We start from the raw sequence: 24,244 nt of genomic DNA, 5'->3' as shown, positions 1-24,244 counted from the left end.
CTATTCGAGGAGTGACTCCCTCCAGCGATGGACGGATCGTCCTGTAGTACCTGCGCCGCCCCCTCCCGGCATATCGAGGCGGCGGCATGACCATCCCCCTGCTGCTCCTCGGAGCCGCGTTCCTGCTGATCCTCGCCAACGGCTTCTTCGTGGCGGCCGAGTTCGGCCTCGTGACGGTCGAGCGGCCCGAGGCCGAGAAGGCCGCGGCCGAGGGCGACCGCCGGGCCCACAAGGTGGTGGACGCGCTCAAGGAGCTGTCGTTCCAGCTCTCCGGCACCCAGCTCGGCATCACCATCACCTCCCTCGTCGTCGGCATGCTCGCCGAACCGGCGCTCGCGGAGATACTCCACGGCCCCTTCACCGCCATCGGTATACCCGAAGGCGCCGTGTCCGGAGTCTCCGTGGTCGTCGGCATGCTGCTGGCCTCCGCCGTGCAGATGGTGATCGGCGAACTGGTGCCCAAGAACTGGGCGGTGTCGAAGCCGATGCAGGTCGCCCGCTTCGTCGCGGGCCCCCAGCACGTCTTCTCCCGGCTCTTCCGCCCGGTCATCGCCGGCCTCAACGCGGTCGCCAACCGTCTGGTCCGCGCCTTCGGCGTGGAGCCCACCGACGAGCTGGCCTCCGCCCGCACCCCCGGCGAACTGGTCTCCCTCGCCCGCCACTCGGCCCAGGCCGGCGCCCTGGAACAGGACACGGCCGACCTCTTCGTACGGACGCTGTCCCTGGGCGAGCTGACCGCGGAGAACGTGATGACGCCGCGCGTGAAGGTCAGCGCCCTGCAGTCCACGGCCACCGCCGAGGACGTGGTCAACCTGACCCGAGCCACCGGCCTCTCCCGCTTCCCCGTCTACCGGGAGCGGATCGACGAGATCGTCGGCATGGCCCACCTCAAGGACGCCCTCGCGATCCCGGCCCACGACCGGCTGCACACCCCGGTCGGCCGCATCGCCAAGGCACCGCTGCTCGTCCCCGAGTCACTGCCCGTACAGCCCCTGCTGGCCCGACTGCGCAGTGAACAGCCCATCGCCGTCGTCGTCGACGAGTACGGCGGTACGGCCGGGGTCGTGACCCTGGAGGACATCGTCGAGGAACTGGTCGGCGAGGTGCGCGACGAGCACGACGGGCACGAAAGGCCCGAACTCGCCGCCGCCCCGCCCGAGGACGGCCGCCCCGCCTGGGACGTCGACGGCAGCTGCCGCGTCGACGTGCTCCAGCGCATAGGCCTCGACGTCCCGGAGGGCCCCTACGAGACGGTCGCCGGCCTCGTCGCCGACCTGCTCGGCCGCATCCCCGCCCCCGGCGACCGCGCCGAGCTGCCGGGCTGGCGGCTGGCGGTACGCCAGGTCGGGCACTACCGGGCAGAGCGCGTACGCCTAGTACGCATCGCTCCCGCCACGGACGCTCTCACCGTGGTGGAGGCGGCCCGATGAGCGTGCTCCAACTCCTGTTCGCCCTGCTCCTCGTGCTCGCCAACGGCTTCTTCGTCGGCGCCGAGTTCGCCCTGGTCTCCGTCCGCCGCAGCCAGATCGAACCGCTGGGCACCACGCGCGCCCGACAGGTCCTCTACGGCCTGGAGAACCTGCCGCAGATGATGGCGGCGGCCCAGTTCGGCATCACCGTCTGCTCCCTGACGCTCGGCGCGGTGGCCGAGCCGACGGTGGCGAAGCTGCTCGAGCCGGTGTTCGAGGCGATCCACCTGCCGCACGGCATGATCCACCCCTTGGGGTACGTGATCGCCCTCGCCGTCGTCGTCTTCCTGCACCTCGTCGTCGGCGAGATGCTGCCGAAGAACCTGGCGATGGCCGCGCCGGAGAAGACGGCGCTGTGGCTGAGCCCCGCGCTGGTGGCCTTCGCCAGGCTGTGCAAGCCGGTGACGGTCGGTCTGGGGGCGTGCGCCCGGGTCGTCCTGAAGCTCTTCCACGTCGAGCCCAAGGACGAGGTCGAGGCCGTCTTCACCAGCGTCCAGCTGGGCCGGCTGGTCGAGGACTCCGGTCAGGCCGGGCTCCTCGATCCCGAGGAGCAGGAACGCCTGGAGGACGCCCTCGAACTGGGTTCGCGCCCGGTGACGGACGTCCTGCTGAAGCGCGACTCCCTGGTGACGGTGGGGCCCTCGGTGACCCCCGCGCAGGTCGTGGCGCTGACCGCCCGCACGGGTTACTCCCGCTTCCCGGTCGTCGCGGAGAACGGCGCCTTCATGGGCCGCTACCTCCACGTCAAGGACGTCCTCGACCTGGAGGACTCCGACCGCGGCGTCCCCCAGCAGATCTGGCGCCCCATGACCACCCTCCGCGCCGAGCTGCCGCTGGACGACGCGCTGACGGTCATGCGCCGTGCCGCCACCCATCTGGCCCAGGTCGCGGACGCCTCCGGCAAGGTGCTCGGCCTCGTCGCCCTGGAGGACGTACTGGAACTCCTGGTGGGCGAGGTCCGCGACCCGGCCCACCGCGAGGTCCAGCCGCTCCGGGTGACGGAACCGAGGGGCAGCGAAGCCCAGGAGGAGGCCATGGCCAGCTGATTCCGCCCCCGCCGCCGAACGGCGCGTTGTCGGTGGGGGTCCGGCGGGGCCTGCGGCCCTTCGGTACGAAGCACGGGGCGCAGCCCCTGCTTTTCAGGGGCGCGGGGAACTGCGCGAGAAGCCCCACTCACCCGCATCCGACGACGCGCCACTCGGGGTCGAAGGGGCAGCGCCCCTGATGGGGGCACCTCCCGCTCGAGCGCAGCCGAGAGTGGGGGAGGGACGGGTAGGGGCGGCGGGGGCGAGAAACTCACATCGCCGAAGGATCCTGCGGCCCCCGCCCCGACAGCACCTCCCCGTACGCCTGCATGAGATCCGGCAGCCGAAGCGTCGACAAGTCGTCCCGCGTAGGAATCGACGGATACCCCGACAGCCGCAGATCCCGGTACGCGCAGCTCTTCTCGTACAGCGTCCGCAGAAACCGCCCGTTCCCGAGCTCGTCGATCCACCCCTGCTCGACCACATGCCCGGAGATGGACCGCAACTCGTCGAGCGCCTCCTCGTCCCAGACGTCCCCGTTCTCGGCCGCGAGCACCTCCCCGATGGAGGTCAGCTCCAGCGGCCGGTAGGAGGGGAAATCGACACGCGTCGTGAAGCGGGACGACAGACCGGGATTCGCGGCCAGCAGCCGGTCCATGCCCTCCGGATAGCCCGCGAGGATCACGACCAGATGGTCCCGGTTGTCCTCGGCCCGCTTCAGCAGCACCTGCAACGCCTCGTCCCCGTAGGCGTCACCCTTCCCGTAGCCCGAGTTGGACAGGGAGTACGCCTCGTCGACGAACAGCACCCCGCCGATCGCCGAGTCGATCAGCTCATTGGCCTTCACGGCGGTCTGCCCGAGGTACTCGCCCACGAGGTCCGCCCGCTGCGCCTCGACGAGATGGTCCCCGCCCAGCAGCCCGAGCGCGTAGAAGACACGGCCCAGTATTCGCGCCACGGTCGTCTTCCCGGTCCCGGACGGACCGGAGAAGACGAAGTGCCGCTTGGGCGGCTGGACCGGCAGCCCCTGCCCCGCCCGCAGCCGTGCCATGTTCAGCTGCGCGGACAACGCCTTGACCTGCCGCTTCACCGGCTCCAGGCCGACCATCCGCTCCAGCTCCGCGAGCGCCTCCTCCAGCAGCTCCGGATCCGTCGGTCCGGCCGGCAGCGACACCGGCTGCACCGGCACCACGGACTTCTCCCGTACGAAGGTGTCGCCGGCCTCGGGCGGCAGCCCGCCGGGCGGTGGCGGACCGGGATCGGAGACTTTCACGTCCCGGCCCTCGGCGTCGAAGAACGGCTCCAGCCCGTCGCCGTCCAGGACGTCCTGCCCGATGCCGGCGAGCGCGATCGCCGCGAAGTCGGACGCCTCGTCGTCGTACCCGTCCCCCTCGGAGATCGCCGCGAGCCGCGCGGAGGTGTCCATGAAAGCGGGGTCGACCCGGTGCACGGCTCGGTAGAGCGGCAGCGCGGCGGCGCTGCGACCGGTGCCCTCATGGGCGCGCGCCAGCCAGTACCGCAGCTCCTTGCGCTGCGGCTGCTCGCTGCGACAGCGCATCAGCGCGGCGGAGAGCAGCGGCTCGGCCTGCCCGTACGTCTCCAGCCGGACCCGGGCCATCCCCCCGAACAGGCCCGCCTCGATCCCCAGCAGCGGATCGTCGAGCAGCGGATCGGTGTGCCGGACCAGCTGCTCCCAGTCCTTGACGAGGTAGGCGCGGCAGGCGTGCAGAAAGCGCACCTGGTGGTCCGCGTCGACCGGGGGCAGCCCCGCGAGCGCCCGGTCCAGCTCGGGCACATGGCGCCCGTCCAGCCAGTGCGAGGCGTGCGCGAGCAGCAGGTCACGCGGACTCTCCAGCACCGGCTGCACCCACCAGCCCAGCCAGTACCAGGAGTTGAGGGTGCGCCGGTGCCGGGTGCGCTGCTCCCCGAAGCGCTCCCGGTGCCGGAACATCCGTAGCAGCGCGGTCGTCGTGTCCACCCGCAGCGCGTGCAGCCCGAGCCAGCCGTCGGCCATCCCCGGATCCATCCGCACCGCGGCGCGGAACTCCTCCTCCGCCTGCGGATAGGCGCCCATCGTGTAGGCGTCCACGCCTCGCAGCCAGGCGAGGTCGGCCGGGGCCTCGGGGCCCCGCGAGCCGAAGTCCATCACGTCCCCCACAAACCGTGCCCCCGTTGGAAACCGAACGGGCCGGTGCCCGTCGGCAGCCTTCGTCGAACCGCTGTGCCGCGGACGGGAGTTGCGTCGGTGCGTTGCTGCAGCCGTCCGAAGGTCGCACCTTGGGCATCGTACCTGCGGGTCGGTCGCCCTTCGAAGGGTGCCGCAGCCCTCGTCTTACGAGGTGGGAGCAGACGGGGCGCATCGCGGACGGTGACCGAGGGTGAAGGAATCGTGTCCCAGGGGCTCCGGAAAACCGGAACAGGGCAGAACGAAGCCCCCGATCACGGGGGAACAACCGGGGGCTTCGCGTATCTGGGCGGTGTCGAATGACCGCACATTGAGAACGTAAGTCCTGTACGGCCCCCTGGTCAAGCCGAGTTGGGGCACTGGAGGAACTTCGCGCGTGACGGCCTTCACGAGTTCAGCACATTGCGGATGGTCCGTCACCCTGAGTGAGATGGGGACGCGATCCGGGAGTCGCGCCAGGTCCCGTGAGCACCTCGTACCCCCTCTGTCCCGGCCGAATCAGGAGATCGGCGAACGGCCGAGAAGGATCCTCGGCGAAATGCCGCCGCTCCGCCCGGACCCAGCCGGCCCAGAATTCACTCTGCTCCGCCCCGTCCCGCGCCCGTCCCCGAGCCCAGGCCTCCTCGTGGGGCAACTCCATCCACACCAGTCGCGCCAGATACGGACGCAGCGCGCGCCGGCCCGCGCCCACGCCCTCGACGAGGACCACGGGCGCGCACGGCAGGTCGCGCGCGGGGCCGAAGCGACGCTCACGCCAGTCGTACGGGGCATAGCGCGCCCTCTCCCCGCGCCGCAGCGGCTCGATCACCTGCTCCAGCAGGCGGTCCGTCCACGCGAACAGTTCCTCGTGCGTGGCGATGTCGTCGAGGTGCAGCACCGGCGCCCCGCCGAGCGCGTCGGCCAGCCGTCCGGCAAAGGTGCTCTTCCCGGAACCCGCGTGCCCGTCGACCCCGACCAGCCGGACCGGCCCGCAGGAGGGCGGCAGCCGGCGCAGCCGGGCGGCGAGGGCGTCGACGGCGGGGTCCGCGGGGGCTGGGGAGGCACGCATACGTGGATTGAACACCTTGCCGGGCGCCCCCGGAGTACGCCAGTGGTGTCGACCAATATCGGCGGGCGTGGCGAGGCGCGAGGTGCTGGCAGAAGTCATCCCCCGGCGTCCATAGTTGGCGAACAGCCGTGCGTCTGAACCGTTCCTTCCGGACCACTGGGGGTCACCCACAGATGACGAGCCTTTCCGAGCCGTCCCGCAGGACCGTCCTGGCCGCAGCCGTCGCCACCGCCGCCGCGGCGGCCGGCGGATCAGCGGCTCCGGCGGCCGCCGACACCACGAGCGTCCGGGGGGCGGTCCCCGGACGCCCCGCGCGAGCGCCGGAACGCTTCGCGGACAACCGTTTCTGGACCTCGTACACCGACTGGCGCGCGGGCAGCGCGAACGGCACCCGGGCGAAGGCGGGGGTGCGGCCGGGACTGGTGATCGAGGCGCCGGTCGGCACCCTCGAGTACACCGATCCGCACACCGGCCGTACGGCCGCCTGGGAGTACGCGACCTGGACCTCCCCGGTCCACCGGCTCGCCGTGCCCGCCACCGAGGCCATCGCGTCCTGGAACGCCCACACCCCCGACGGCACCTGGCTCCAGGTCGAGCTGCGGGGCACGTACTCCGACGGCACGGCCACGCCCTGGTACGTGCTGGGTCGATGGGCGGCCGGCGACCAGGACATCAGACGGACCTCGGTCGACGGCCAGGAGGACGGCCGCAGCAGCGTCTGGACCGACACCTTCGCGATCGACGACCCGGCCACGGGCCTGCGCCTCGCCTCGTACCGGCTGCGTCTGACCCTGTACCGCAGGCCCGGCACCCGGCTCACCCCCACGGTGTGGCGGCTCGGCGCCATGGGCTCCGACGTCCCCGACCGCTTCACCGTCCCGGCCTCCACGCCCGGCCTCGCGCGGGAACTCGACGTGCCGCGCTACTCGCAGGAGACCCACAAGGGCCAGTACCCCGAGTACGACAACGGCGGCGAGGCCTGGTGCAGCCCCACCTCCTCGCAGATGATCATAGAGTTCTGGGGCCGGAAGCCCAGCGCCGAGGACCTGGCCTGGGTCAACCCGGAGTACGTGGACCCGCAGGTGTGCCACGCGGCCCGGTTCACCTACGACTACCAGTACGAGGGCTGCGGCAACTGGCCGTTCAACGCCGCCTACGCCGCCACCTACAAGGACTTCCAGGGCATGGTGACCCGGCTGGGCTCGCTCACCGACCTGGAGACGCTGATCGCGGCGGGCATCCCGGTGATCACCTCCCAGTCGTTCCTCGCCGAGGAGCTGACGGGGGCCGGTTACGGCACGGCCGGGCATCTGATGACGGTGATCGGCTTCACCGCCGACGGTGACGTCATCGCCAACGACCCGAACTCGCCGACCAACGAGGCGGTGCGCCGGATCTACCGGCGGCGGGAGTGGGAGAACATCTGGCTGCGGACCAAGCGGTACAACGCCGCCGGCAAGGTCGTCTCCGGCACCGGCGGCGTCTGCTACCTGTACTTCCCGGCGCGCCCCACGCCTCGCCAGCGCGCGGCGCTCGCGGCGGTGGGCGTTCGCTGAGGAACTACCGGGACATGGCGCGGCTCCCTGGGGAACCGGGGGCCGCGCTGTGCGTGTGACCAAGCTCTCGGCCGCGAACCGCCCACGCGGTGGCAAGGTGGACGCAACGGTGGGGAAGCCCACCGCACACCGATCACACCAGCGAGCTGCCATGACCGCGACCTCCGCCACCGCCACCCGCGTCCGTGCCCGCACGGGCGGCCCCCAGGACGACGGGCCGAAGATCGTCGAGCACGTGATGGGCTGGATCCTGGTCGTGGTCGTCGCGATGCTGGTGACCCAGTTGGGTCTGCTGTGACCTGAACCCCTCCGCTCGATTCTGTCGATCAGAGTCGAACAAGCTGGTGGCGAGGGTCTGCCATACTGCGGTTGTCCCGCTGGCAGTCGGAGACCAGGACCGAAATTGCATAGCAGTCAACAGCGTGGGGTCGAACCACCGCGGGCCCGCGGCACCGACCGCTCCCTGGCGCGCCGCGCCGAACTCATCTCCATCGGGCGGAAGTTGTTCGCCGACACGTCGTACGACACCTTGTCGATGGACGACATAGCGCGCCAGGCGCACGTGGCCAAGGGACTGATCTACTACTACTTCAAGTCCAAGCGCGGCTACTATCTCGCGATCGTCGAGGACTCGGTGGCCGATCTGATCACGTACGCCGCGAGCGGCCTCCAGCTGCCGCCCGTGGAGCGGGTGCACCGGACCATAGACTGCTATCTGCGCTACGCGGAGGACAACCAGGCCGCCTACCGCACGATCGTCAGCGGCGGCGTCGGCTTCGACACCCAGGTGCACGCCATCCGGGACGGCGTCCGTGAGGCCATCGTCGCCACCATCGCCGAGGGCGCGTACGGCAGCAGCGACATCGAACCGGTGGCCCGCATGGGCCTGTTCGGCTGGGTCTGCGCGGTGGAGGGGGCCACGCTCGACTGGATCGACCGCCCCGAGCTGCCCCGCGACACCATGCGCGACCTGCTCGTCAAGATGCTGGGCGGCTCGCTGCGGGCCATCGAGGAGCTCGCCCCGGCCTATCTCGCGCCGGAGCCCGCCCGCCGGGACACCTGACGTCCCCCGCCGGTGACATCCCGGCAGCGCACCCGGGGTGGGGGTCCGCCGACCGCCCCCACCCCAAGTCCCCCGTCGTGGCGGCTACTTGATCGCCTTGATCAGCTCACCGTTCGCGGTGTCGCCGCTCAGCTCCCAGAAGAAGGTGCCGCCGAGGTTCTGCGCGTCCTTGTAGGCCATCTTTCCCTTGATGGTCTGCGGGGTGTCGTAACTCCACCAGTCGTCACCGCACTTGGCGTACGCGGTGCCGCCGACGATGCCGTTGGCCGGGCACGTCGTCTTCAGCACCTTGTAGTCCTCGTAGCCCGCCTCGTACGTCCCCGCCGCCGGGCCGGTCGCCGTGCCGCCGGGCGCCGACCGGGTGACGCCGGTCCAGCCGCGTCCGTAGAAGCCGATGCCGAGCAGCAGCTTGGAGGACGGGATGCCGAGGCTCTTCAGCTTCCTGATGGTGGCGGCGGCGTTGAACGCCTTGTCCGCGATGCCGGGGTACGGGTACAGCGGCGAGTGCGGGGCGGTGGTCGCGTCCCACGAACCGAAGTAGTCGTAGGTCATCGGGTTGTACCAGTCGACGTACTTCGCGGCGCCCGCGTAGTCGGCCGCGTCGATCTTTCCGCCGCTCTTGGCGTCGGCCGTGATCGCCGCGGTGACCAGCTCCTTCTTGCCGAATCGCTTGCGCAGCGCGGCCATCAGGTCCTCGAAGGCCTCGCTTCCGCTGGTGTCGCAGGTGAGGCCGCAGGCGTTGGGATACTCCCAGTCGATGTCGATGCCGTCGAAGACATCCGCCCACTTGGAGTTCTCGACGAGGTCGTAGCAGGAGTTCGCGAAGGCCTCCGGGTCCTTCGCCGCCTCACCGAAGCCGCCGGACCAGGTCCAGCCGCCGAAGGACCAGATGATCTTGAGGTTCGGGTGCAGCTTCTTCAGCTTGCGCAGCTGGTTGAAGTTGCCGCTCAGGGGCTGGTCCGCGCTGTCGGCGACGCCGTCCACGGACTCCTCGGCGGTGAAGGGCTTGTCGGTGTCCGCCCAGGCGTCGCCGATCGTGCACTTGCCGTCGACGACGTTGCCGAAGGCGTAGTTGATGTGGGTGAGCTTCTTCGCCGAGCCGGACGTCTCGATGTTCTTGACGTAGTACTGGCGGCCGTAGATGCCCCAGTCGATGAAGTAGCCGACTACCTTCGAGCCGCTCGTGTCGGCCGCGTGGGGCTTGGCGCCGGGCTTCACGGGCGTGGCGGTCGCGGTGCCCGCTCCGGCGAGGAGCCCGGCGCCGAGGGCGGCGCAACACGTGGCGGCGACAAGCGTCCTGACGGGGACGCGGGAGCTGTGCGGTCTGAGCATCGTGACTCCGGGGGAGGGGAGCGTGACGGGGAGGGTGCCGCTGGAGCTGCTGTGCCGATTGGCATGAACGCGGTGACGCGGCGTTGGGGGAGACCGTAGAGGACTAGACCACTGGGGTCAATGGTTCGGACCAATTCCCGGCCCCGTGCGGCGTGCCGTCGAATGTGTCGTAATGAACGGTCGTTAACTGGTGACTCGCTGCTCCGGATCGGGCATACTCCAAGCGCCACCGCCGCTGATCAGCGGCTTCCGTGATCCGGAGGAGGACCATCGGCCGTGGCACGTGAGACCCGGCGGCACCACTTCATCCCCTGTGTGTGTCCGCCGCAGTGCCCGACAGGGAGGAGAGCGTCGCCATGTCAGACCGCGCGCCGCAGCCGGTGGACCGTCAACTGCCCACGGAAGAGGCCCGGGATCTGATCTCGCTCGTCCGCGAGATCGCGCAGCGGGAGATCGCCCCGCACGCGGCCGAGGAGGAGGACGCCGGCCGCTTCCCGCGCGCACTCTTCGGCCTGCTCTCGGAATCGGGACTGCTCGGCCTGCCGTACGACTCGGAACACGGCGGGGGCGACCAGCCGTACGAGGTCTATCTCCAGGCCCTGGAAGAGCTCGCCATGGCCCGCCTCACCGTCGGCCTCGGGGTCAGCGTCCACACCCTCGCCTGCCATGCCCTCGCCAACTACGGCACCAAGGAGCAGCAGGTCGAGCACCTGCCGGCGATGCTCGGCGGCGGACTGCTCGGGGCGTACTGCCTCTCCGAGCCCTCGTCCGGCTCGGACGCCGCGTCCCTGCGGACGAAGGCCGTGCGGGATGGCGACCACTGGGTGATCACCGGCACCAAGGCCTGGATCACCCATGGCGGCATCGCCGACTTCTACACGGTCATGGCCCGCACGGGCGGTGAGGGCTCCCGGGGCATCACGGCCTTCCTGGTGCCCGGCGACGCCGAGGGGCTGAGCGCCGCCGCGCCCGAGAAGAAGATGGGCATGAAGGGGTCACCCACCGCACAGCTCCACTTCGACGGGGTGCGTGTCTCCGACAGCCGGCGCCTCGGCGAGGAGGGGCAGGGCTTCGCGATCGCCCTGTCGGCGCTCGACTCCGGGCGGCTCGGTATCGCGGCCTGCGCGATCGGTGTGGCCCAGGCGGCACTGGACGAGGCGGTCGAATACGCCACCGGGCGGCGTCAGTTCGGGCGGCCGATCTCCGACTTCCAGGGGCTGCGGTTCATGCTCGCGGACATGGCGACGCAGATAGAGGCGGGCCGCGCGCTCTACCTCTCCGCCGCGCGGCTGCGCGACGCGGACAGGCCGTTCTCCAAGCAGGCGGCCATGGCGAAGCTGCTGTGCACCGATGCCGCGATGAAGGTCACCACCGACGCCGTGCAGATCCTCGGCGGGTACGGCTACACGGCGGACTTCCCCGCCGAGCGGTACATGCGCGAGGCGAAGGTCCTCCAGATCGTCGAGGGCACCAATCAGATCCAGCGGATGGTCATCGCCCGTCACCTCGCGGGGCCCGAGTCACGCTGAACGAGCCGCGGGAGGGGCCGGCGCGGAGAAGGGATCCGTGGCGGCGCCGAACTGGTCGAGGCCGCTCGGCGGCTTCGACAGCCGCACCCACTCCGGGTCGTGACGCCCCGGCAGGGTGCGGCCCCGGTCGGCCCAAGTCCGCATCAGAGCCCGGTAGATCGGCGGGTCCTGATGCGAGGCCGACCCCTGCGGAAGCGATTCCGCCGAAGCCGGAACGAAGGTATGACGCCGACGCCCGGTCACCGAAAATGTAGGGGTCATACCGGGCCAACGCGTATGAGGCGGACCGGTCACCGCTCCCGCAAATCGTGCCTGAGTTCGCGACGGAGTCGAACGGGGCACGGTGAACCCGCCCCCGAACGCGCTCGACCCGCACCGGCGCACTGAACCGCACCATGGCAGCTCGCGTGACGCCATGGTGCGGGACGACTGCTGGGAACGGATCCTCCGGTACGGCCGCGTCGGCTCGACTGCGGAGTACGGAGGCGGCGGGCCGAACCGGCCCTGGAATCAAGCGGCCTGACGCCGCAGCACCGGCACGCGCATCGGGCGCGAGCCCGGGCCGCCGACGTGCGAGAAGGGCTGTGTCCGCCAGTCGAGTCCCTGAGGGAGCGTCAACAGAAGGGCGGTGTCCTGCTCCTGCGGCTCGACGGACTCGTCCGCAGACCGGGCGTCGCTCGCCGAACGGCCCGTACCGGCGCAGACCGTGAGCCCGAACGGGTTCCACGGCGACACGACCAGCGCGTGCTCCGGCAGGGTGTCCTCGTCGGACAGCAGGGCGATGGGCTGTGCGCAGTCCGGGCAGATCACCCGGTACATCTCGAAGGTGTCGTACGCGTCGAACTCGTCGTCCGGTTCGACGCCCTCCGGCTCGGGCTCGATGACCGCCTGGAGACGCTTGGGTGCGGTACGACCAGGGCGCTTAAGACTCTGCATGGGATTCTCCCCCTCGGGCTGGGTCGTGACGGCACTGCGGCCTCGACCACAGCAAGCACTTCCCGCCCCGTCTCGGCGGTAATCACGAGATCATCACGAAGCCTGTTCGGGTGATGTGGTCTTCGTCACATGCCGCCCGCAGGTGCCCGGCGCGGCGCCGATGGGACCCGCTGGCTCACGGGTGATCCTCAGCCACATCACGAACCGGGCATGACCTGCGCCGCTCAGGTACCGGAGGAGATCAACCGCACTGTAGGTTCTTGCGCCATGGAGGAGCTGGACCGACAGATCGTGCAGCTGCTCGTCGCGGACGGGCGGATGAGCTACACCGACCTGGGCAAGGCCACGGGCCTGTCCACGTCGGCGGTGCATCAGCGGGTGCGCCGACTCGAGCAGCGTGGCGTCATCCGGGGCTATGCCGCGGTCGTCGACCCGGAGGCCGTCGGGCTGCCGATGACCGCGTTCATCTCGGTCAAACCCTTCGACCCCAGCGCCCCCGACGACATCGCCGAACGCCTCGCCGGCGTCCCGGAGATCGAGGCCTGCCACAGCGTCGCCGGCGACGAGAACTACATCCTCAAGGTCCGTGTGGCGACCCCGCACGAACTGGAGGAGCTGCTGGCGCGCCTGCGGTCGCTCGCGGGGGTGTCGACGCGTACGACCGTGGTGCTGTCGACGCCGTACGAGGCCCGCCCGCCGAGGATCTGACGGGGGGCGCGGCTTCCACCGCCGTTGCGGGGTGGGCGCAGCCGACAGCGCCGGGTGCCTTGAAACCGCGGCCCTGGTGCGGCGCGGCGGCCGGCACACGCGAGACTGTCCCCATGAGTGATCGCACCGCCTCCTCGGAAACCGTGTTGCTGCGCGGTGGAGAAGTCCACAGCCCCGCCGACCCGTTCGCCACCGCGATGGTCGTGGAGCACGGCCAGATCGCCTGGGTCGGCTCGGAGGGCGCGGCGGACGCGTACGCGACCGGCGTCGACGAGGTGATCGACCTCGAAGGAGCCCTGGTCACCCCGGCGTTCACCGACGCCCATGTGCACACCACCGCCACTGGCCTCGCGCTCACCGGCCTCGACCTCTCCGCCGCACCCACCCTGGACGCCGCCCTCGTTCTCGTACGGGAATTCGCTGCCGCCCGCCCGGCCGACCGTGTCCTCCTCGGCCACGGCTGGGACGCCGCCCGCTGGCCCGGCGGACGCCCGCCGACCCGCGCCGAACTCGACGAGGCCACCGGTGGCCGTCCGCTCTACCTCAGCCGGATCGACGTCCACTCGGCGGTCGTCACCACCGCCCTGCTCGACCTGGTCCCGGGCGCCGACGCCTTCGAGGACGGCCCGCTCACCCGCGACGCCCACCACGCCGTACGCGCCACCGCCCTCGGCGCCATCACCGCCGCCCAGCGCACCGAGGCCCAGCGGGCGGCCCTCGCGCACGCCGCCTCGCTCGGCATCGGCTCGGTCCACGAGTGCGCGGGCCCGGAGATCTCCTCCGAGGACGACTTCACCGAACTGCTGCGGATCGCCGCCGAGGAGCCCGGCCCGCGTGTCGCCGGTTACTGGGCCGAGCGCGACATCGAGAAGGCCCGCGCCCTCGGGGCCGTCGGCGCCGCGGGGGACCTCTTCGTCGACGGCGCCCTCGGCTCGCACACGGCGTGCCTGCACGAGGCGTACGCCGACGCCGCGCACACCGGCACGGCCTACCTGGACGCGGCGGCCGTGGCCGCCCATGTGGTCGCCTGCACCGAGGCGGGCCTCCAGGCGGGCTTCCACGCCATCGGGGACGCCGCGGTGGCCTCGGTGGTCGAGGGAGTGCGGGCGGCCGCCGAGAAGGTCGGCCCGGCCCGCGTACGGGCCGCCCGGCACCGCGTCGAGCACGCCGAGATGCTCACCCCCGACACCGTCGCCGCCTTTGCCGAACTCGGCCTCACGGCTTCCGTCCAGCCCGCCTTCGACGCGCTGTGGGGCGGCGAGGAGGGCATGTACGCCCAGCGGCTCGGCGCCGAACGTGCCCGCACCCTCAACCCGTTCGCGGCCCTGCTGCGCGCCGGCGTACCCCTGGCCTTCGGCTCCGACAGCCCGGTCACGCCCCTCGACCCGTGGGGCACCGTCCGCGCGGCGGCCTTCCACCGCACGCCGGAGCACCGGGTCTCCGTGCGCGCCGCGTTCACGGCGCACACCCGGGGCGGCTGGCGGGCGATCGGACGGGACGACGCGGGTGTCCTCGTGCCGGGCGCGCCCGCGGACTACGCGGTGTGGCGCACCGGCGAACTCGTCGTCCATGCCCCCGACGACCGCGTCGCCCGCTGGTCCACCGATCCCCGTTCCGGCACCCCCGGCCTGCCCGATCTCAGCCCCGGCACCGACCTGCCCGTCTGCCTGCGGACCGTGGTGGGCGGCCGAACGGTTTTCGTACGGCCGGGCGAGTGATCTCCTGGGCCGGCACGGAGCCGATCATGGTCCGCCGGTGCGCCGCGCGACCTGCGGATCCTCCCCGCCGACCAGGCATGTGAGGGAAAGTCCGCAGGTCAAACGGCGGTTGACAGTCGGCCGCAGGTGGCCGGTAGGTTCGGCCGGGTCCACCACCGGACGTCCGACCGGGGAACTTCCGCGCGGTCGTCGAAGCGCCGCTGGGTCAGGGGTGGTGTGCCGCATCGGCGCACCGCCACTGGGAGCCAGGCCCAGGGTTCGCGCTACGTCGAGGGAACGTTCCGGCTCGGTCGGGTAGGTGTGACCCGGGTGGGGCCCGGACGCTCAGTAGACAACGGCTCTCGGTCGACCCGCAGCCAGCGGGCCCCAGGTCGGCCCGAAGGGCGTCGGGCCCCCATCCGCAGCTCGGCGCACGACACCTGGACTCCGTACCGCGTTGGTATCAGATTGGTTCTGTGGCGGCGCACGGGCCACTCAGGGCGCGCTCCCGCACACCCCTGGTTGAATCGACACCCCTCTGGACACGAGCCGACACTCCATCGCAGGCCGCGGCCACTATGGTGGTCCCCTGCGTACGGACTTGAAGGGGCAGTAGTGAACGACGGCGACGGGACCCTCGCGGCGGAAGGCCAGGAGAGGCGGTTCGGCCCGCTCGGCACGGCCTTGGTGATCATCCCGACCTACAACGAGGCGGAGAACATCAAGGCGATCGTCGGCCGGGTGCGCAAGGCCGTTCCCGAAGCGCACGTCCTGGTGGCCGACGACAACAGCCCCGACGGCACCGGCAAGCTCGCCGACGAACTGGCCGCCGAGGACGACCACGTCCAGGTGCTGCACCGCAGGGGCAAGGAAGGGCTCGGCGCCGCCTACCTCGCGGGCTTCCGCTGGGGCATGGAGAACGGCTACGGCGTACTGATCGAGATGGACGCCGACGGCTCCCACCAACCCGAGGAACTGCCCCGGCTGCTGACCGCGCTCAAGGGGGCCGACCTCGTCCTCGGCTCCCGTTGGGTGCCGGGCGGGCGGGTGGTCAACTGGCCGAAGTCCCGCGAGTTCATCTCACGTGGCGGCAGCCTCTACTCCCGGGTCCTGCTCGACGTCCCCGTGCGTGACGTCACCGGCGGCTACCGTGCCTTCCGCCGCGAGACCCTCGAAGGGCTCGGTCTCGACGAGGTCGCCTCCCAGGGCTACTGCTTCCAGGTCGACCTCGCCCGCCGTGCGATCAAGGCGGGTTACCACGTCGTCGAGGTGCCCATCACCTTCGTCGAGCGCGAGTTGGGCGACTCCAAGATGAGCCGGGACATCCTCGTCGAGGCGTTGTGGCGGGTCACGGCGTGGGGTGTGGGGGAGCGGGTCGGCAAGGTGCTGGGGCGGGACGTCAAGGGGACCGGGGAAGGCAAGCAGGGCTGAGGCCGAGGGTGGCCGGGGGCCGTGCGGATCGACGGCCGTGCCTGATCATCCCCTTATCCCGTGCTGAGCCGGGGCCAGGCACACTGGGAGCATGACGACTGGCGTTCCGTCCTCGACGTACCCTGCCCGGCCCCGGCGTTCCCGGCTGCGCACGTTTCTGCCGTTGGGTGTCGCCGCCTGGCTGGTGCTGGAGATCTGGCTGCTCACGGTGGTCGCGGGTGGGGCCGGTGGGTTCACGGTCTTTCTGCTGCTCGTCGCCGGGTTCCTCGTCGGATCGGCGGTGGTGAAGCGGGCCGGGCGGCGGGCGTTCCGGGCGCTGTCCGAGACGCTGCAACGGCAGCAGGGCGGTGGGGGTGTGCCGGGTGCCGGTGCCGGCGGCGGTAAGAGCGAGGGCAACGGCTTCCTGATGTTGGGGGGTCTGTTGCTGATGCTGCCGGGGCTGGTGTCCGACGCGGTGGGGCTGGTTTTGTTGGTTCCGCCGGTGCAGAAGGCGTTGGGGCGGTATGCCGAGCGGACCTTCGAGCGGAAGATTCGGGAGGCGGGGTCCGGGGCCTTGGGGGATGCCTTTCAGCAGGCGCGGATGCATCGGCCTGACGGCAAGGTCGTGCAGGGGGAAGTCATTCGGGACGACGAGGGCCCTGGTTCCGGGGATGTGCCGCCGCGATCGCCGCTGGGCAGCTGAGACGTTTTTTCCTCGCCCCCGCCGCCCCTACCCGTCCCATCCTCCAGGGGCTGTGCCCCTTCGACCCCCCTTTTCGCGCTCCGCGCGGGGTGGGTGGGTGTGCGAGCGTCCGGTGGGGGCTGGTCGCGCAGTTCCCCGCGCCCCTTAAGGGCCTGCGGCCCTTTCGGGGGCGGAAAAGCAGGGGGTCAGCCCCGCTTTTTCAGGGGCGCGGGGAACTGGCGCGAGAAGCCCGGCTACCCGCACCCGACAACGAACCCAAAAAGACCGAGGGCGCCGTACAGGTTCGTACGGCGCCCTCGGTCATCGGTTGCGCTGTTGGTCCGCCCGACCCCGGAGGGGTTACGCGGACTTGCGGCTGTCTCGCGGATGTACCGCGATGTTCATCGCGCCGGAGCGGAGGACCGCCAGGCGCTCCTCGAGGACCTCTTCGAGTTCCTCACGGGTGCGCCGCTCCATCAGCATGTCCCAATGCGTACGCGCGGGCTTGGCCTTCTTTTCCTCAGGGCCGTCGCCGTCCACGAGGAGTGCCTGGGCCCCGCAGACCTTGCACTCCCACTCCGGCGGAATCTCCGCCTCGACCGAGAAGGGCATCTCGAAGCGGTGCCCCTTCTCGCATGCGTACTCCACGGCCTGGCGCGGAGCCAAGTCGATGCCGCGGTCCGTCTCGTAGCTGGTCACCACGAGGCGCGTGCCGCGAAGAGCTCGCTCACTCATGAATCGTGCCTCCCGGGCTTGTCGCCCACAGGACAGGTGTCGCTGTCGTCGTCATCCGGTCAACGTCCGGTCGGCGGTAAAGATTCCCGTTCCGTGTCCCGTTCCGGGTCATGCGTCGCCGTCGTAGCCGCCCTTGTTGTACCCACCAGCGCCCGGTTTGTCACATCTGACAGCAGATGTCACCCAGCGTTTCGGCATCTTTGACGCGCAGTAACGGTACGCCTGGCAGGCCAAACGCGTACACTACAGCCCTTTCGCTCCGGGCGCTAAATCCTGTCGGGTACGGGATTGCCCGCGTCGCTGATCGCCCGGCGCACCGGAACCCTTGCGAGCAGGGCGAATCCCAGAATGAAGAAGCCCACCAGGGAGATGATCGCGTCGCGATAACTTCCGGTCAGCTGGTACGTCACACCGAACAGCAGGGGGCCCAGCCAGCTCATTCCGCGGTCGCTCATCTCGTACGCGGAGAAGTACTCGGCCTCCTTGCCGGGCGGTACGAGGTGGGAGAAGAGGGAGCGGGAGAGGGCCTGGCTGCCGCCTAGGACCAGGCCGATGCCCGAGGCGAGGACGAAGAACCAGACGGGGGCGCCGGACGGGAGGAAGTAGCCGGCGGCGAGGATCAGTGTCCAGACGACCAGGGAGCCTAGGATCGTGCGCTTGGCACCGTAGCGGCGGGAGAGCCGACCCATGCCGAGGGCGCCGCACACCGCCAGGACCTGTACGAGCAGCACGGCCACGATGAGCGTGGACTGCCCCAGGTCGAGCTCCTCGGAGCCGTACACCGAGGCCTGCGAGATCACCGTCTGGATGCCGTCGTTGTAGACGAGGTAGGCGAGGAGGAAGCCGAGGGTCAGCGGGTGGCGGCGCATGTCGCGGACGGTCGCCGCGAGCTGGCGCAGGCCGGGGGCCGTCGCCTCCTCGGACCTCTTGGACTCTCCCGCCGGACCGCGGCGGTCGCGCAGGCGGCTCAGCGGGATCAGGGTGAACGCGCCCCACCACAGGCCGGCCGAGGCCAGGCAGATGCGGACGGCCATGCCCTCGGAGACCCCGAAGGTGTCGTGGGCGGTGAACAGGACCAGGTTGGCGACCAGGACCAGGGAACCGGCCGCGTAGCCGAAGGCCCAGCCCCGCGAGGAGACGGCGTCGCGTTCCTCCGGGGGTGCGATCTGGGGGAGGTAGGAGTTGTAGAGCATCATCGCGACGGACTGCGCCGCGTTCGCGACGACCAGCAGGACGCCGCCGAGGAAGTAGCGGTCGCCGTCCAGGAAGAACATGCCCGCGGTCGCGGCGGCCCCGATGTAGGCGGCCGCGCCCAGGAGGGGCTTCTTGCGGCCCGTACGGTCGGCGGCCGCGCCCACCAGCGGCATGATCACGACGGCGAGGATCACCGAGAGGGACACCGAGTAGGCGAAGAAGGAGCCCGCGCGGACCGGTATGCCCAGAGGGTGGACGTACCCGTCCGCGTCGGCGGCGGACTTGGCGACCTCGGTCAGATACGGGCCGAGGAACACGGTCAGGACGCTGGTCGAGTAGACGGAGCAGGCCCAGTCGTAGAAGTACCAGCCGCGTTGTTCGCGCCGTCTGCCCTCGGCCTCGTCGGCCGCGTCCGTCCGCACGGTGTCGGTGCCCACCCGTGCCCCTCGCTTCCCCCTGAACGGGCCGCGTGAGGGCGTCAGACCCAGGTCCCCCGGTCCTCAAGCACCTTGCGCAGCGTGTCGATGTGATCGGTCATGATGCCATCGACGCCCAGGTCCAGGAGCCGGTGCATACGTTGCGGTTCGTTCACGGTCCAGACGTGGACGTGCAGCCCGCGCGCGTGGGCGGCGCGCACGAACCGGTGGTCCACGACGGGCACCCCGGACTGCGCCTCGGGCACCTGCGCCGCGACCGCCGAGCGGCGCACCGTGGCGGGGATGCCCCAGGAACGCAGCCGCAGCCCCAGGACGCCGCTCGTGCCGTACGAGGTCGCCAGGCGCGGTCCGGCGAGGCGCTGGGCACGGGCGACCCGGCTCTCGGAGAAGGAGCCCACGCAGACGCGGTCCCAGGAGTCGGTGCGGGCGATCAGGTTGAGGAGGGGGTGGAGGGCGGGCTCCGCCTTGATGTCGACGTTCCAACGGACCTCGGGGAAGGTTTCGAGGAGTTCCTCGAAGAGGGGGACCGGTTCGACGCCCGCCACGCGCGCGTGCCGGATCTCCTTCCAGGGCAGGTCCGCTATCCGGCCCGCCCGGTCGGTCATCCGGTCCAGGGTCGCGTCGTGGAAGGCGACGAGCTTGCCGTCGAGCGTGGCGTGCACATCGGTCTCGATGTAGCGGTAGCCCGACTCCACCGCCCGGCGGAACTGGGCCATGGTGTTCTCCAGGCCGTCCGCCGCTCCGCCCCGGTGGGCGAAGGCGATCGGGCCCGGATGGTCGAGGTAGGGGTGGCGTATGAGGGCGGTCACCCGGGCAGTATGGCCCGCTTCGATGGACCGGTGGCAACGACCGTGCTGCCGGATTCCGAGGGGACGGCGAACACGCGCAGGAAGAGCTGGGCGAGCGGACCGATGGAGAGGGCGTAGAGGAGCGTGCCCACACCGACCGTGCCGCCGAGGGCGAAGCCGGTCGCCAGCACCGCCACCTCCACGGCGGTCCGCATCAGCCGGACCGAGCGGCCGGTACGGCGGTGCAGTCCCGTCATCAGGCCGTCGCGCGGGCCCGGGCCGAAGCGGGCCGCGATGTAGAGGCCGGTCGCCACGCCGTTGAGCACGATCCCGGCGATCATCAGGGGAATCCGCACGGCCAGGGTGTGCGCCTCGGGCACCAGCGCCAGAGTGGCGTCCATCGCGATGCCGACGACGAAGACGTTGGAGACCGTGCCGAGACCCGGGCGCTGGCGGAGCGGGATCCACAGCAGCAGCACCACCGCGCCCACGACGATCGACACCACGCCGATGGTCAGGCCGGTCAGCTCCGCCAGGCCCTGGTGCAGCACGTTCCAGGGCTCCAGGCCGAGGCCCGCCTCCACGAGGAGCGCGGAGCTGGCGCCGTACAGCGCGAGGCCGGTGTACAGCTGGATCAGCCGTCGCCCCAGACGGCGCGGTGGGTGGTGTGGCTGGTGTGGCTGGTCCTGTGGGTCCTGCTGCGGCTCGTGCTGCGCGGACAAGACGTCCCCCCGTGGTGTTGGTGGCCTGACGCATGACACTCTGTGGCTTGGAGAACGAAGCCATCCATGGCCAATTCGGGGAAGGTGGACTGGAATCATGGCGCAGTGGACTTCGGCGGTCGGGGCGGCCCAGCTCGCCCGGCTGCTCACTTCGCAGCAGGAGCGTCCCGCCGGTCCCGGCACCCGCCGCCCGCCCGCCTATCGTGCGCTCGCCGACGGGATCCGGCTGCTGGTGCTGGAGGGCCGGGTGCCCGTGGCCGCCCGGCTGCCCGCCGAGCGCGAGCTGGCGCTCTCCCTCTCCGTCAGCCGTACGACAGTCGCGGCGGCCTACGAGGCGCTGCGGGCGGAGGGGTTCCTGGAGTCCCGGCGGGGGGCGGGCAGTTGGACCGCCGTACCGGCCGGGAATCCGCTGCCCGCGCGGGGGCTGGAACCGCTGCCGCCCGAGGCGCTCGGCTCGATGATCGACCTGGGCTGTGCGGCCCTGCCCGCGCCCGAACCCTGGCTCACCCGAGCCGTGCAGGGCGCGCTGGAGGAGCTGCCGCCGTACGCCCACACGCACGGCGACTATCCCGCCGGGTTGCCCGCACTGCGCTCGATGCTCGCCGACCGGTACACCGCGCGCGGGATCCCGACCATGCCCGAGCAGATCATGGTGACGACGGGCGCTATGGGGGCCATGGACGCCATCTGCCACCTCTTCGCGGGGCGCGGTGAGCGGATCGCGGTGGAGTCGCCGTCGTACGCCAACATCCTGCAGCTGATGCGGGAGGCGGGGGCCCGGCTGGTGCCGGTCGCCATGGCCGACGGGCTCGCCGGGTGGGACATGGACCGGTGGCGGCAGGTCCTGCGGGACGCTGCGCCCCGGCTCGCGTACGTCGTCGCCGACTTCCACAATCCGACCGGTGCGCTCGCCGACGAGGACCGGCGGCGGGGGCTCGTCGACGCGGCGCGGGCCGCCGGGACGGTGCTCGTCGCCGACGAGACGATGAGCGAGCTGTACCTCGACGACGATGTGTCGATGCCGCGGCCCGTCTGTGCGTTCGACCCCGCGGGGTCCACCGTCATCACCGTCGGATCGGCGAGCAAGGCGTTCTGGGCCGGCATGCGGATCGGATGGGTGCGGGCCGCGCCCGAGGTCATCCGGAGTCTGGTGGCGGCTCGGGCGTACGCGGATCTGGGGACGCCGGTGCTGGAGCAGCTGGCCGTGAACTGGCTGATGAGTACGGGGGGTTGGGCGCAGGCCGTCGGGATTAGGCGGGAGCAGGCGCGGGACAACCGGGACGCGCTCGTCGCGGCGGTGCGTCGGGAGTTGCCGGACTGGGAGTTCTCGGAGCCGCGGGGTGGGCTGACCCTGTGGGTGCGTACGGGAGGTCTGTCGGGGTCACGGCTGGCGGAGCTGGGGGAGCGGGTGGGGGTGCGGGTGCCGTCGGGGCCTCGGTTCGGTGTCGACGGGGCCTTCGAGGGGTATGTGCGGTTGCCGTTCACGGTGGGGGGAGCGGTTGCCGAGGAGGCGGCCGTGCGGTTGGCCGCGGCGGCGCGGTTGGTGCGGGACGGGGCGTCGGGTGGGGGCGAGGGGCCGCGGACGTTCGTGGCCTGAGCGTTCGGCTGGGCCCCGCCCGGCGGCGCTGTGCCCGGGCGGGGCCGGCTTTCGCTTGCCGGCGCGGGCGGGGTGCCGCCGCGCCCATCCGTGCCGCCGCCCCCCCACCGTGTCGCCCTGGTGGCGAGCTGCCCGAGTTGAGTACGGCCGTGCGGGGTCGGTTCAGGTCTCGGCTGCCGCTGTCTTCGTCAAGGCGTCCGCCGGTGTCGTGTGGGGTGGCAGGAGGGCGAGGACTGCCTCGCGGTAACGGTCGGGGGTCGTCTCGTCGTAGGGGTCCGGGGTGGCGGGGACCTGGAGGCGGAGTGTGGGGGTGGAGCCGAGGCGGGCATAGCCGCGGCCCGGGGGGACGTCCGGGGTGGGGGTGGTGGGCGGTGGGGCGCCCAGGACCGCTTCCACTTGTTCGGCGGAGGCGGGGCCCAGGACCACGCGCGCGCGGGTGTGGTGGCGTACCGCGTCCGTGAGGGTGTCCAGTTGGTCGAACTGTTCGGTGACCACCACGGTGACGTTGGCCGCGCGGCCGTGTCGGAGGGGGACCTGGAGGAGGGACTGCGGGTCGCGTTGGCCGTCGGCGCCGGCGAGGTGGGTGAGGACGCTCGGGCGGTCCAGGAGGAGCCAGAGGGGGCGGAGGGTGTCGTCCGGCGTGGGGTGCCCCGCCTGGCGGGCGCGGTTCGTGGCGATGAGCCGGCGTTCCGTCTCCTGGGACGCCCACTCCAGGCTCGCCAGGGCCCCGGAGAGGCCGCACTCCACGGCGAGGACCCCGTCGCGGCCGGTCAGGCACGCGTACTCGCCGCTGCCGCCGCCCTCGACGATGACGACGTCGCCGTGCTGGAGGGCCTGGAGGGCGATCGAGCGGAGCAGGGTCGTCGTGCCGCTGCCCGGTTCGCCCACGGCCAGCAGATGCGGCTCGGTGGAGCGGGCGCCGGTGCGCCAGATGACGGGCGGTACATCGCGCTGTTCCTCTCCGGAGGAGAGCTGCTCCTCCCCGGAGGGGAGGGGCAGCGTGCGCTGGACATGGGCGGCGTCGGTGAAGCCGAGGACCGTCTCGCCCGGGGCCGTCACGAACCGCTGGGCGGCGATGTCGGTGGCGAGCGGGGGAAGGACGGCGACGGTGAGCTCGTTGCCCTCCTCGTCCCAGGTGAATCGGTACTCGCGGCCGCGGCCCGCCTTGGTGTGCAGCAGCTGCTCCACGCGCGCGCGGGTCCCGGCATCGCCGTCGGCGAAGTACGCCGGGTAGCGGATCAGCAGATGGCTGACGCGGCCGGTGCCGTCGAACGCGTACGTGGGAAAGGCCTTGTCCCAGGCACCGCCGTGCGCATAGAGGGGCTCGGGGTCCTCGGCGGCCGAGAAGCAGGGGACCAGGGCTTCGTAGAGGGACCGCAGACGCTGGGTCTGGGACTCGTCGGGCCCGGCGGAGTCCGGGCCGGCGCTGTCGCGGCCCGACCAGGCTGCCGCCGCCATCAGGGCGATGACGGCGAGCAGCGGGCCGTACGGCACCAGGGTCACGACCAGAAGGACCGAGGCCGCCAGGAACAGCAGCGACCCGCGCCGGTCCTTCGGTGTCTCGGCCCATCTGCGTCGCCCGGCGGTGACCAGTCGGCGCAGTCCACGCGTGATCGTGATCAGCGGGTGGAGAACGTCGGTGGCGCCGTCGGCCGCCGTCCGGACCAGCTCCCGGCTTCTGGCGAGGTGCGCGCCGCCGGTGCTCAGAATGCGGGGGAGGGGGACCCGGGCCACGGCTGTCTCCTGGGGGTGCGTACGGATGGGGGCGGGGTCAGAACTTGATCCCACCGAGAAGGCTCGCGAGGCTCTCGCCGCCCGCCGTGATGCTCGGGGCGATGCCCGTGCTGGCGAGGTAGAAGCCGAAGAGGGTCACGACGATGCAGTGCGAGGCCTTCAGGCCGTCCTTGCGGAAGAACAGGAAGACGATGACGCCGAGCAGGACGACGCCTGAGATGTTCAGGATCATTTGGGCTCTCCTGGTTGAGGGGACAGTCACCATGAGTTCTTCCAAGGTCACAGCATGTATCCATACGATAAAAGGTGCAACTGGGTGAAATCCTGCCGATTTCGCCTGTATGGCCGAATCGGCGTTGGGCCGTCCGGGCTGGGCTGTTGCGCACGACGGGACTCG

21 protein-coding genes are annotated in these 24,244 nt (G+C 71.3%); 11 read left to right on the top strand and 10 right to left on the bottom strand.

What is annotated here, in order from left to right; translation table 11 throughout:
• Positions 1 to 86: 86 nt before the first annotated feature.
• Positions 87 to 1,430: a hemolysin family protein gene (locus ACWD26_RS32565; RefSeq protein WP_451275551.1), complete on the top strand. Its 1,344-nt coding sequence runs from the start codon at positions 87 to 89 to the stop codon at positions 1,428 to 1,430.
• Positions 1,427 to 2,515: a hemolysin family protein gene (locus ACWD26_RS32560; RefSeq protein ID WP_451275550.1), complete on the top strand. Its 1,089-nt coding sequence runs from the start codon at positions 1,427 to 1,429 to the stop codon at positions 2,513 to 2,515. The genes ACWD26_RS32565 and ACWD26_RS32560 overlap by 4 nt, the downstream gene beginning before the upstream one ends.
• A 250-nt stretch (positions 2,516 to 2,765) precedes the next feature.
• On the opposite strand, the gene ACWD26_RS32555 is transcribed toward ACWD26_RS32560, so the two are convergent.
• Entirely contained in the window at positions 2,766 to 4,640 is a 1,875-nt protein-coding gene (locus tag ACWD26_RS32555; RefSeq protein WP_451275549.1) for an AAA family ATPase, read from the bottom strand.
• Between the two features lie 433 nt (positions 4,641 to 5,073).
• Positions 5,074 to 5,727, bottom strand: coding sequence for a uridine kinase family protein (locus ACWD26_RS32550; protein WP_451275548.1), 654 nt, complete (start codon positions 5,725 to 5,727; stop codon positions 5,074 to 5,076).
• Positions 5,728 to 5,900: 173 nt separating this feature from the next.
• On the opposite strand from ACWD26_RS32550, the gene ACWD26_RS32545 reads away from it, so the two are divergent.
• From ACWD26_RS32545 to ACWD26_RS32535, 3 genes are all read left to right on the top strand, one after another.
• Positions 5,901 to 7,283, top strand: a complete 1,383-nt coding sequence (locus ACWD26_RS32545; RefSeq protein WP_451275547.1) for a peptidase C39 family protein — start codon at positions 5,901 to 5,903, stop codon at positions 7,281 to 7,283.
• 151 nt (positions 7,284 to 7,434) lie between these two features.
• On the top strand, positions 7,435 to 7,581 hold the full coding sequence (locus tag ACWD26_RS32540; protein ID WP_451275546.1) for an SCO1431 family membrane protein: 147 nt from the start codon (positions 7,435 to 7,437) through the stop codon (positions 7,579 to 7,581).
• Between the two features lie 105 nt (positions 7,582 to 7,686).
• On the top strand, positions 7,687 to 8,346 hold the full coding sequence (locus tag ACWD26_RS32535; protein WP_451275545.1) for a TetR/AcrR family transcriptional regulator: 660 nt from the start codon (positions 7,687 to 7,689) through the stop codon (positions 8,344 to 8,346).
• 84 nt (positions 8,347 to 8,430) lie between these two features.
• Here ACWD26_RS32535 and ACWD26_RS32530 read toward each other — a convergent pair whose 3' ends face one another.
• Positions 8,431 to 9,678: a glycoside hydrolase family 18 protein gene (locus ACWD26_RS32530; RefSeq protein ID WP_451275544.1), complete on the bottom strand. Its 1,248-nt coding sequence runs from the start codon at positions 9,676 to 9,678 to the stop codon at positions 8,431 to 8,433.
• A 356-nt stretch (positions 9,679 to 10,034) separates the two neighbouring features.
• Here ACWD26_RS32530 and ACWD26_RS32525 point away from each other — a divergent pair, with 356 nt between their 5' ends.
• Positions 10,035 to 11,207, top strand: coding sequence for an acyl-CoA dehydrogenase family protein (locus ACWD26_RS32525; RefSeq protein WP_451275543.1), 1,173 nt, complete (start codon positions 10,035 to 10,037; stop codon positions 11,205 to 11,207).
• A 510-nt stretch (positions 11,208 to 11,717) separates the two neighbouring features.
• On the opposite strand, the gene ACWD26_RS32520 is transcribed toward ACWD26_RS32525, so the two are convergent.
• Positions 11,718 to 12,143 carry a hypothetical protein gene (locus tag ACWD26_RS32520; RefSeq protein WP_451275542.1) on the bottom strand — a complete coding sequence of 142 codons (426 nt, stop codon included), beginning with the start codon at positions 12,141 to 12,143 and terminating at the stop codon, positions 11,718 to 11,720.
• A 267-nt stretch (positions 12,144 to 12,410) separates the two neighbouring features.
• Here ACWD26_RS32520 and ACWD26_RS32515 point away from each other — a divergent pair, with 267 nt between their 5' ends.
• The 4 genes from ACWD26_RS32515 (at position 12,411) to fxsA (ending at position 16,661) form a co-directional block, all read left to right on the top strand.
• Complete coding sequence (locus ACWD26_RS32515; protein WP_033532524.1) at positions 12,411 to 12,851, top strand: Lrp/AsnC family transcriptional regulator; 441 nt, start codon at positions 12,411 to 12,413, stop codon at positions 12,849 to 12,851.
• A 113-nt stretch (positions 12,852 to 12,964) separates the two neighbouring features.
• Positions 12,965 to 14,569 carry an amidohydrolase gene (locus ACWD26_RS32510; RefSeq protein WP_451275541.1) on the top strand — a complete coding sequence of 535 codons (1,605 nt, stop codon included), beginning with the start codon at positions 12,965 to 12,967 and terminating at the stop codon, positions 14,567 to 14,569.
• 594 nt (positions 14,570 to 15,163) lie between these two features.
• On the top strand, positions 15,164 to 15,979 hold the full coding sequence (locus ACWD26_RS32505) for a polyprenol monophosphomannose synthase (protein WP_451275540.1): 816 nt from the start codon (positions 15,164 to 15,166) through the stop codon (positions 15,977 to 15,979).
• A gap of 91 nt (positions 15,980 to 16,070) precedes the next feature.
• Positions 16,071 to 16,661: an FxsA family membrane protein gene (gene fxsA / locus ACWD26_RS32500; RefSeq protein WP_451275539.1), complete on the top strand. Its 591-nt coding sequence runs from the start codon at positions 16,071 to 16,073 to the stop codon at positions 16,659 to 16,661.
• A 339-nt stretch (positions 16,662 to 17,000) separates the two neighbouring features.
• Here the strand turns inward: fxsA and ACWD26_RS32495 are convergent, their stop codons facing one another.
• The 4 genes from ACWD26_RS32495 to yczE form a co-directional block, all read right to left on the bottom strand.
• On the bottom strand, positions 17,001 to 17,375 hold the full coding sequence (locus ACWD26_RS32495) for an RNA polymerase-binding protein RbpA (RefSeq protein WP_003977404.1): 375 nt from the start codon (positions 17,373 to 17,375) through the stop codon (positions 17,001 to 17,003).
• 266 nt (positions 17,376 to 17,641) lie between these two features.
• Positions 17,642 to 19,006 (bottom strand): MFS transporter, encoded by a 1,365-nt coding sequence (locus ACWD26_RS32490; RefSeq protein WP_451275538.1) that lies wholly within the window; start codon positions 19,004 to 19,006, stop codon positions 17,642 to 17,644.
• Between the two features lie 41 nt (positions 19,007 to 19,047).
• Positions 19,048 to 19,815 (bottom strand): glycerophosphodiester phosphodiesterase, encoded by a 768-nt coding sequence (locus tag ACWD26_RS32485; RefSeq protein WP_451275537.1) that lies wholly within the window; start codon positions 19,813 to 19,815, stop codon positions 19,048 to 19,050.
• Positions 19,812 to 20,444, bottom strand: coding sequence for a membrane protein YczE (gene yczE, locus ACWD26_RS32480; protein WP_451275615.1), 633 nt, complete (start codon positions 20,442 to 20,444; stop codon positions 19,812 to 19,814). Before yczE ends, ACWD26_RS32485 begins: the two co-directional genes overlap by 4 nt.
• 169 nt (positions 20,445 to 20,613) lie before the next feature.
• On the opposite strand from yczE, the gene ACWD26_RS32475 reads away from it, so the two are divergent.
• Complete coding sequence (locus ACWD26_RS32475) at positions 20,614 to 22,113, top strand: SCO1417 family MocR-like transcription factor (protein WP_451275536.1); 1,500 nt, start codon at positions 20,614 to 20,616, stop codon at positions 22,111 to 22,113.
• Positions 22,114 to 22,275: 162 nt separating this feature from the next.
• Here ACWD26_RS32475 and ACWD26_RS32470 read toward each other — a convergent pair whose 3' ends face one another.
• Together ACWD26_RS32470 and ACWD26_RS32465 are read right to left on the bottom strand one after the other, a co-directional pair.
• Positions 22,276 to 23,847, bottom strand: coding sequence for a hypothetical protein (locus ACWD26_RS32470; protein WP_451275535.1), 1,572 nt, complete (start codon positions 23,845 to 23,847; stop codon positions 22,276 to 22,278).
• A 37-nt stretch (positions 23,848 to 23,884) separates the two neighbouring features.
• On the bottom strand, positions 23,885 to 24,079 hold the full coding sequence (locus ACWD26_RS32465) for a hypothetical protein (protein WP_005485586.1): 195 nt from the start codon (positions 24,077 to 24,079) through the stop codon (positions 23,885 to 23,887).
• Between the last annotated feature and the right edge of the window lie 165 nt (positions 24,080 to 24,244).

This window comes from Streptomyces sp. NPDC002787 (genome assembly GCF_053592095.1).
The sequence above is the reverse complement of the archived record's forward strand: the minus strand, read 5'-3'. Positions and strand labels throughout refer to the sequence as shown.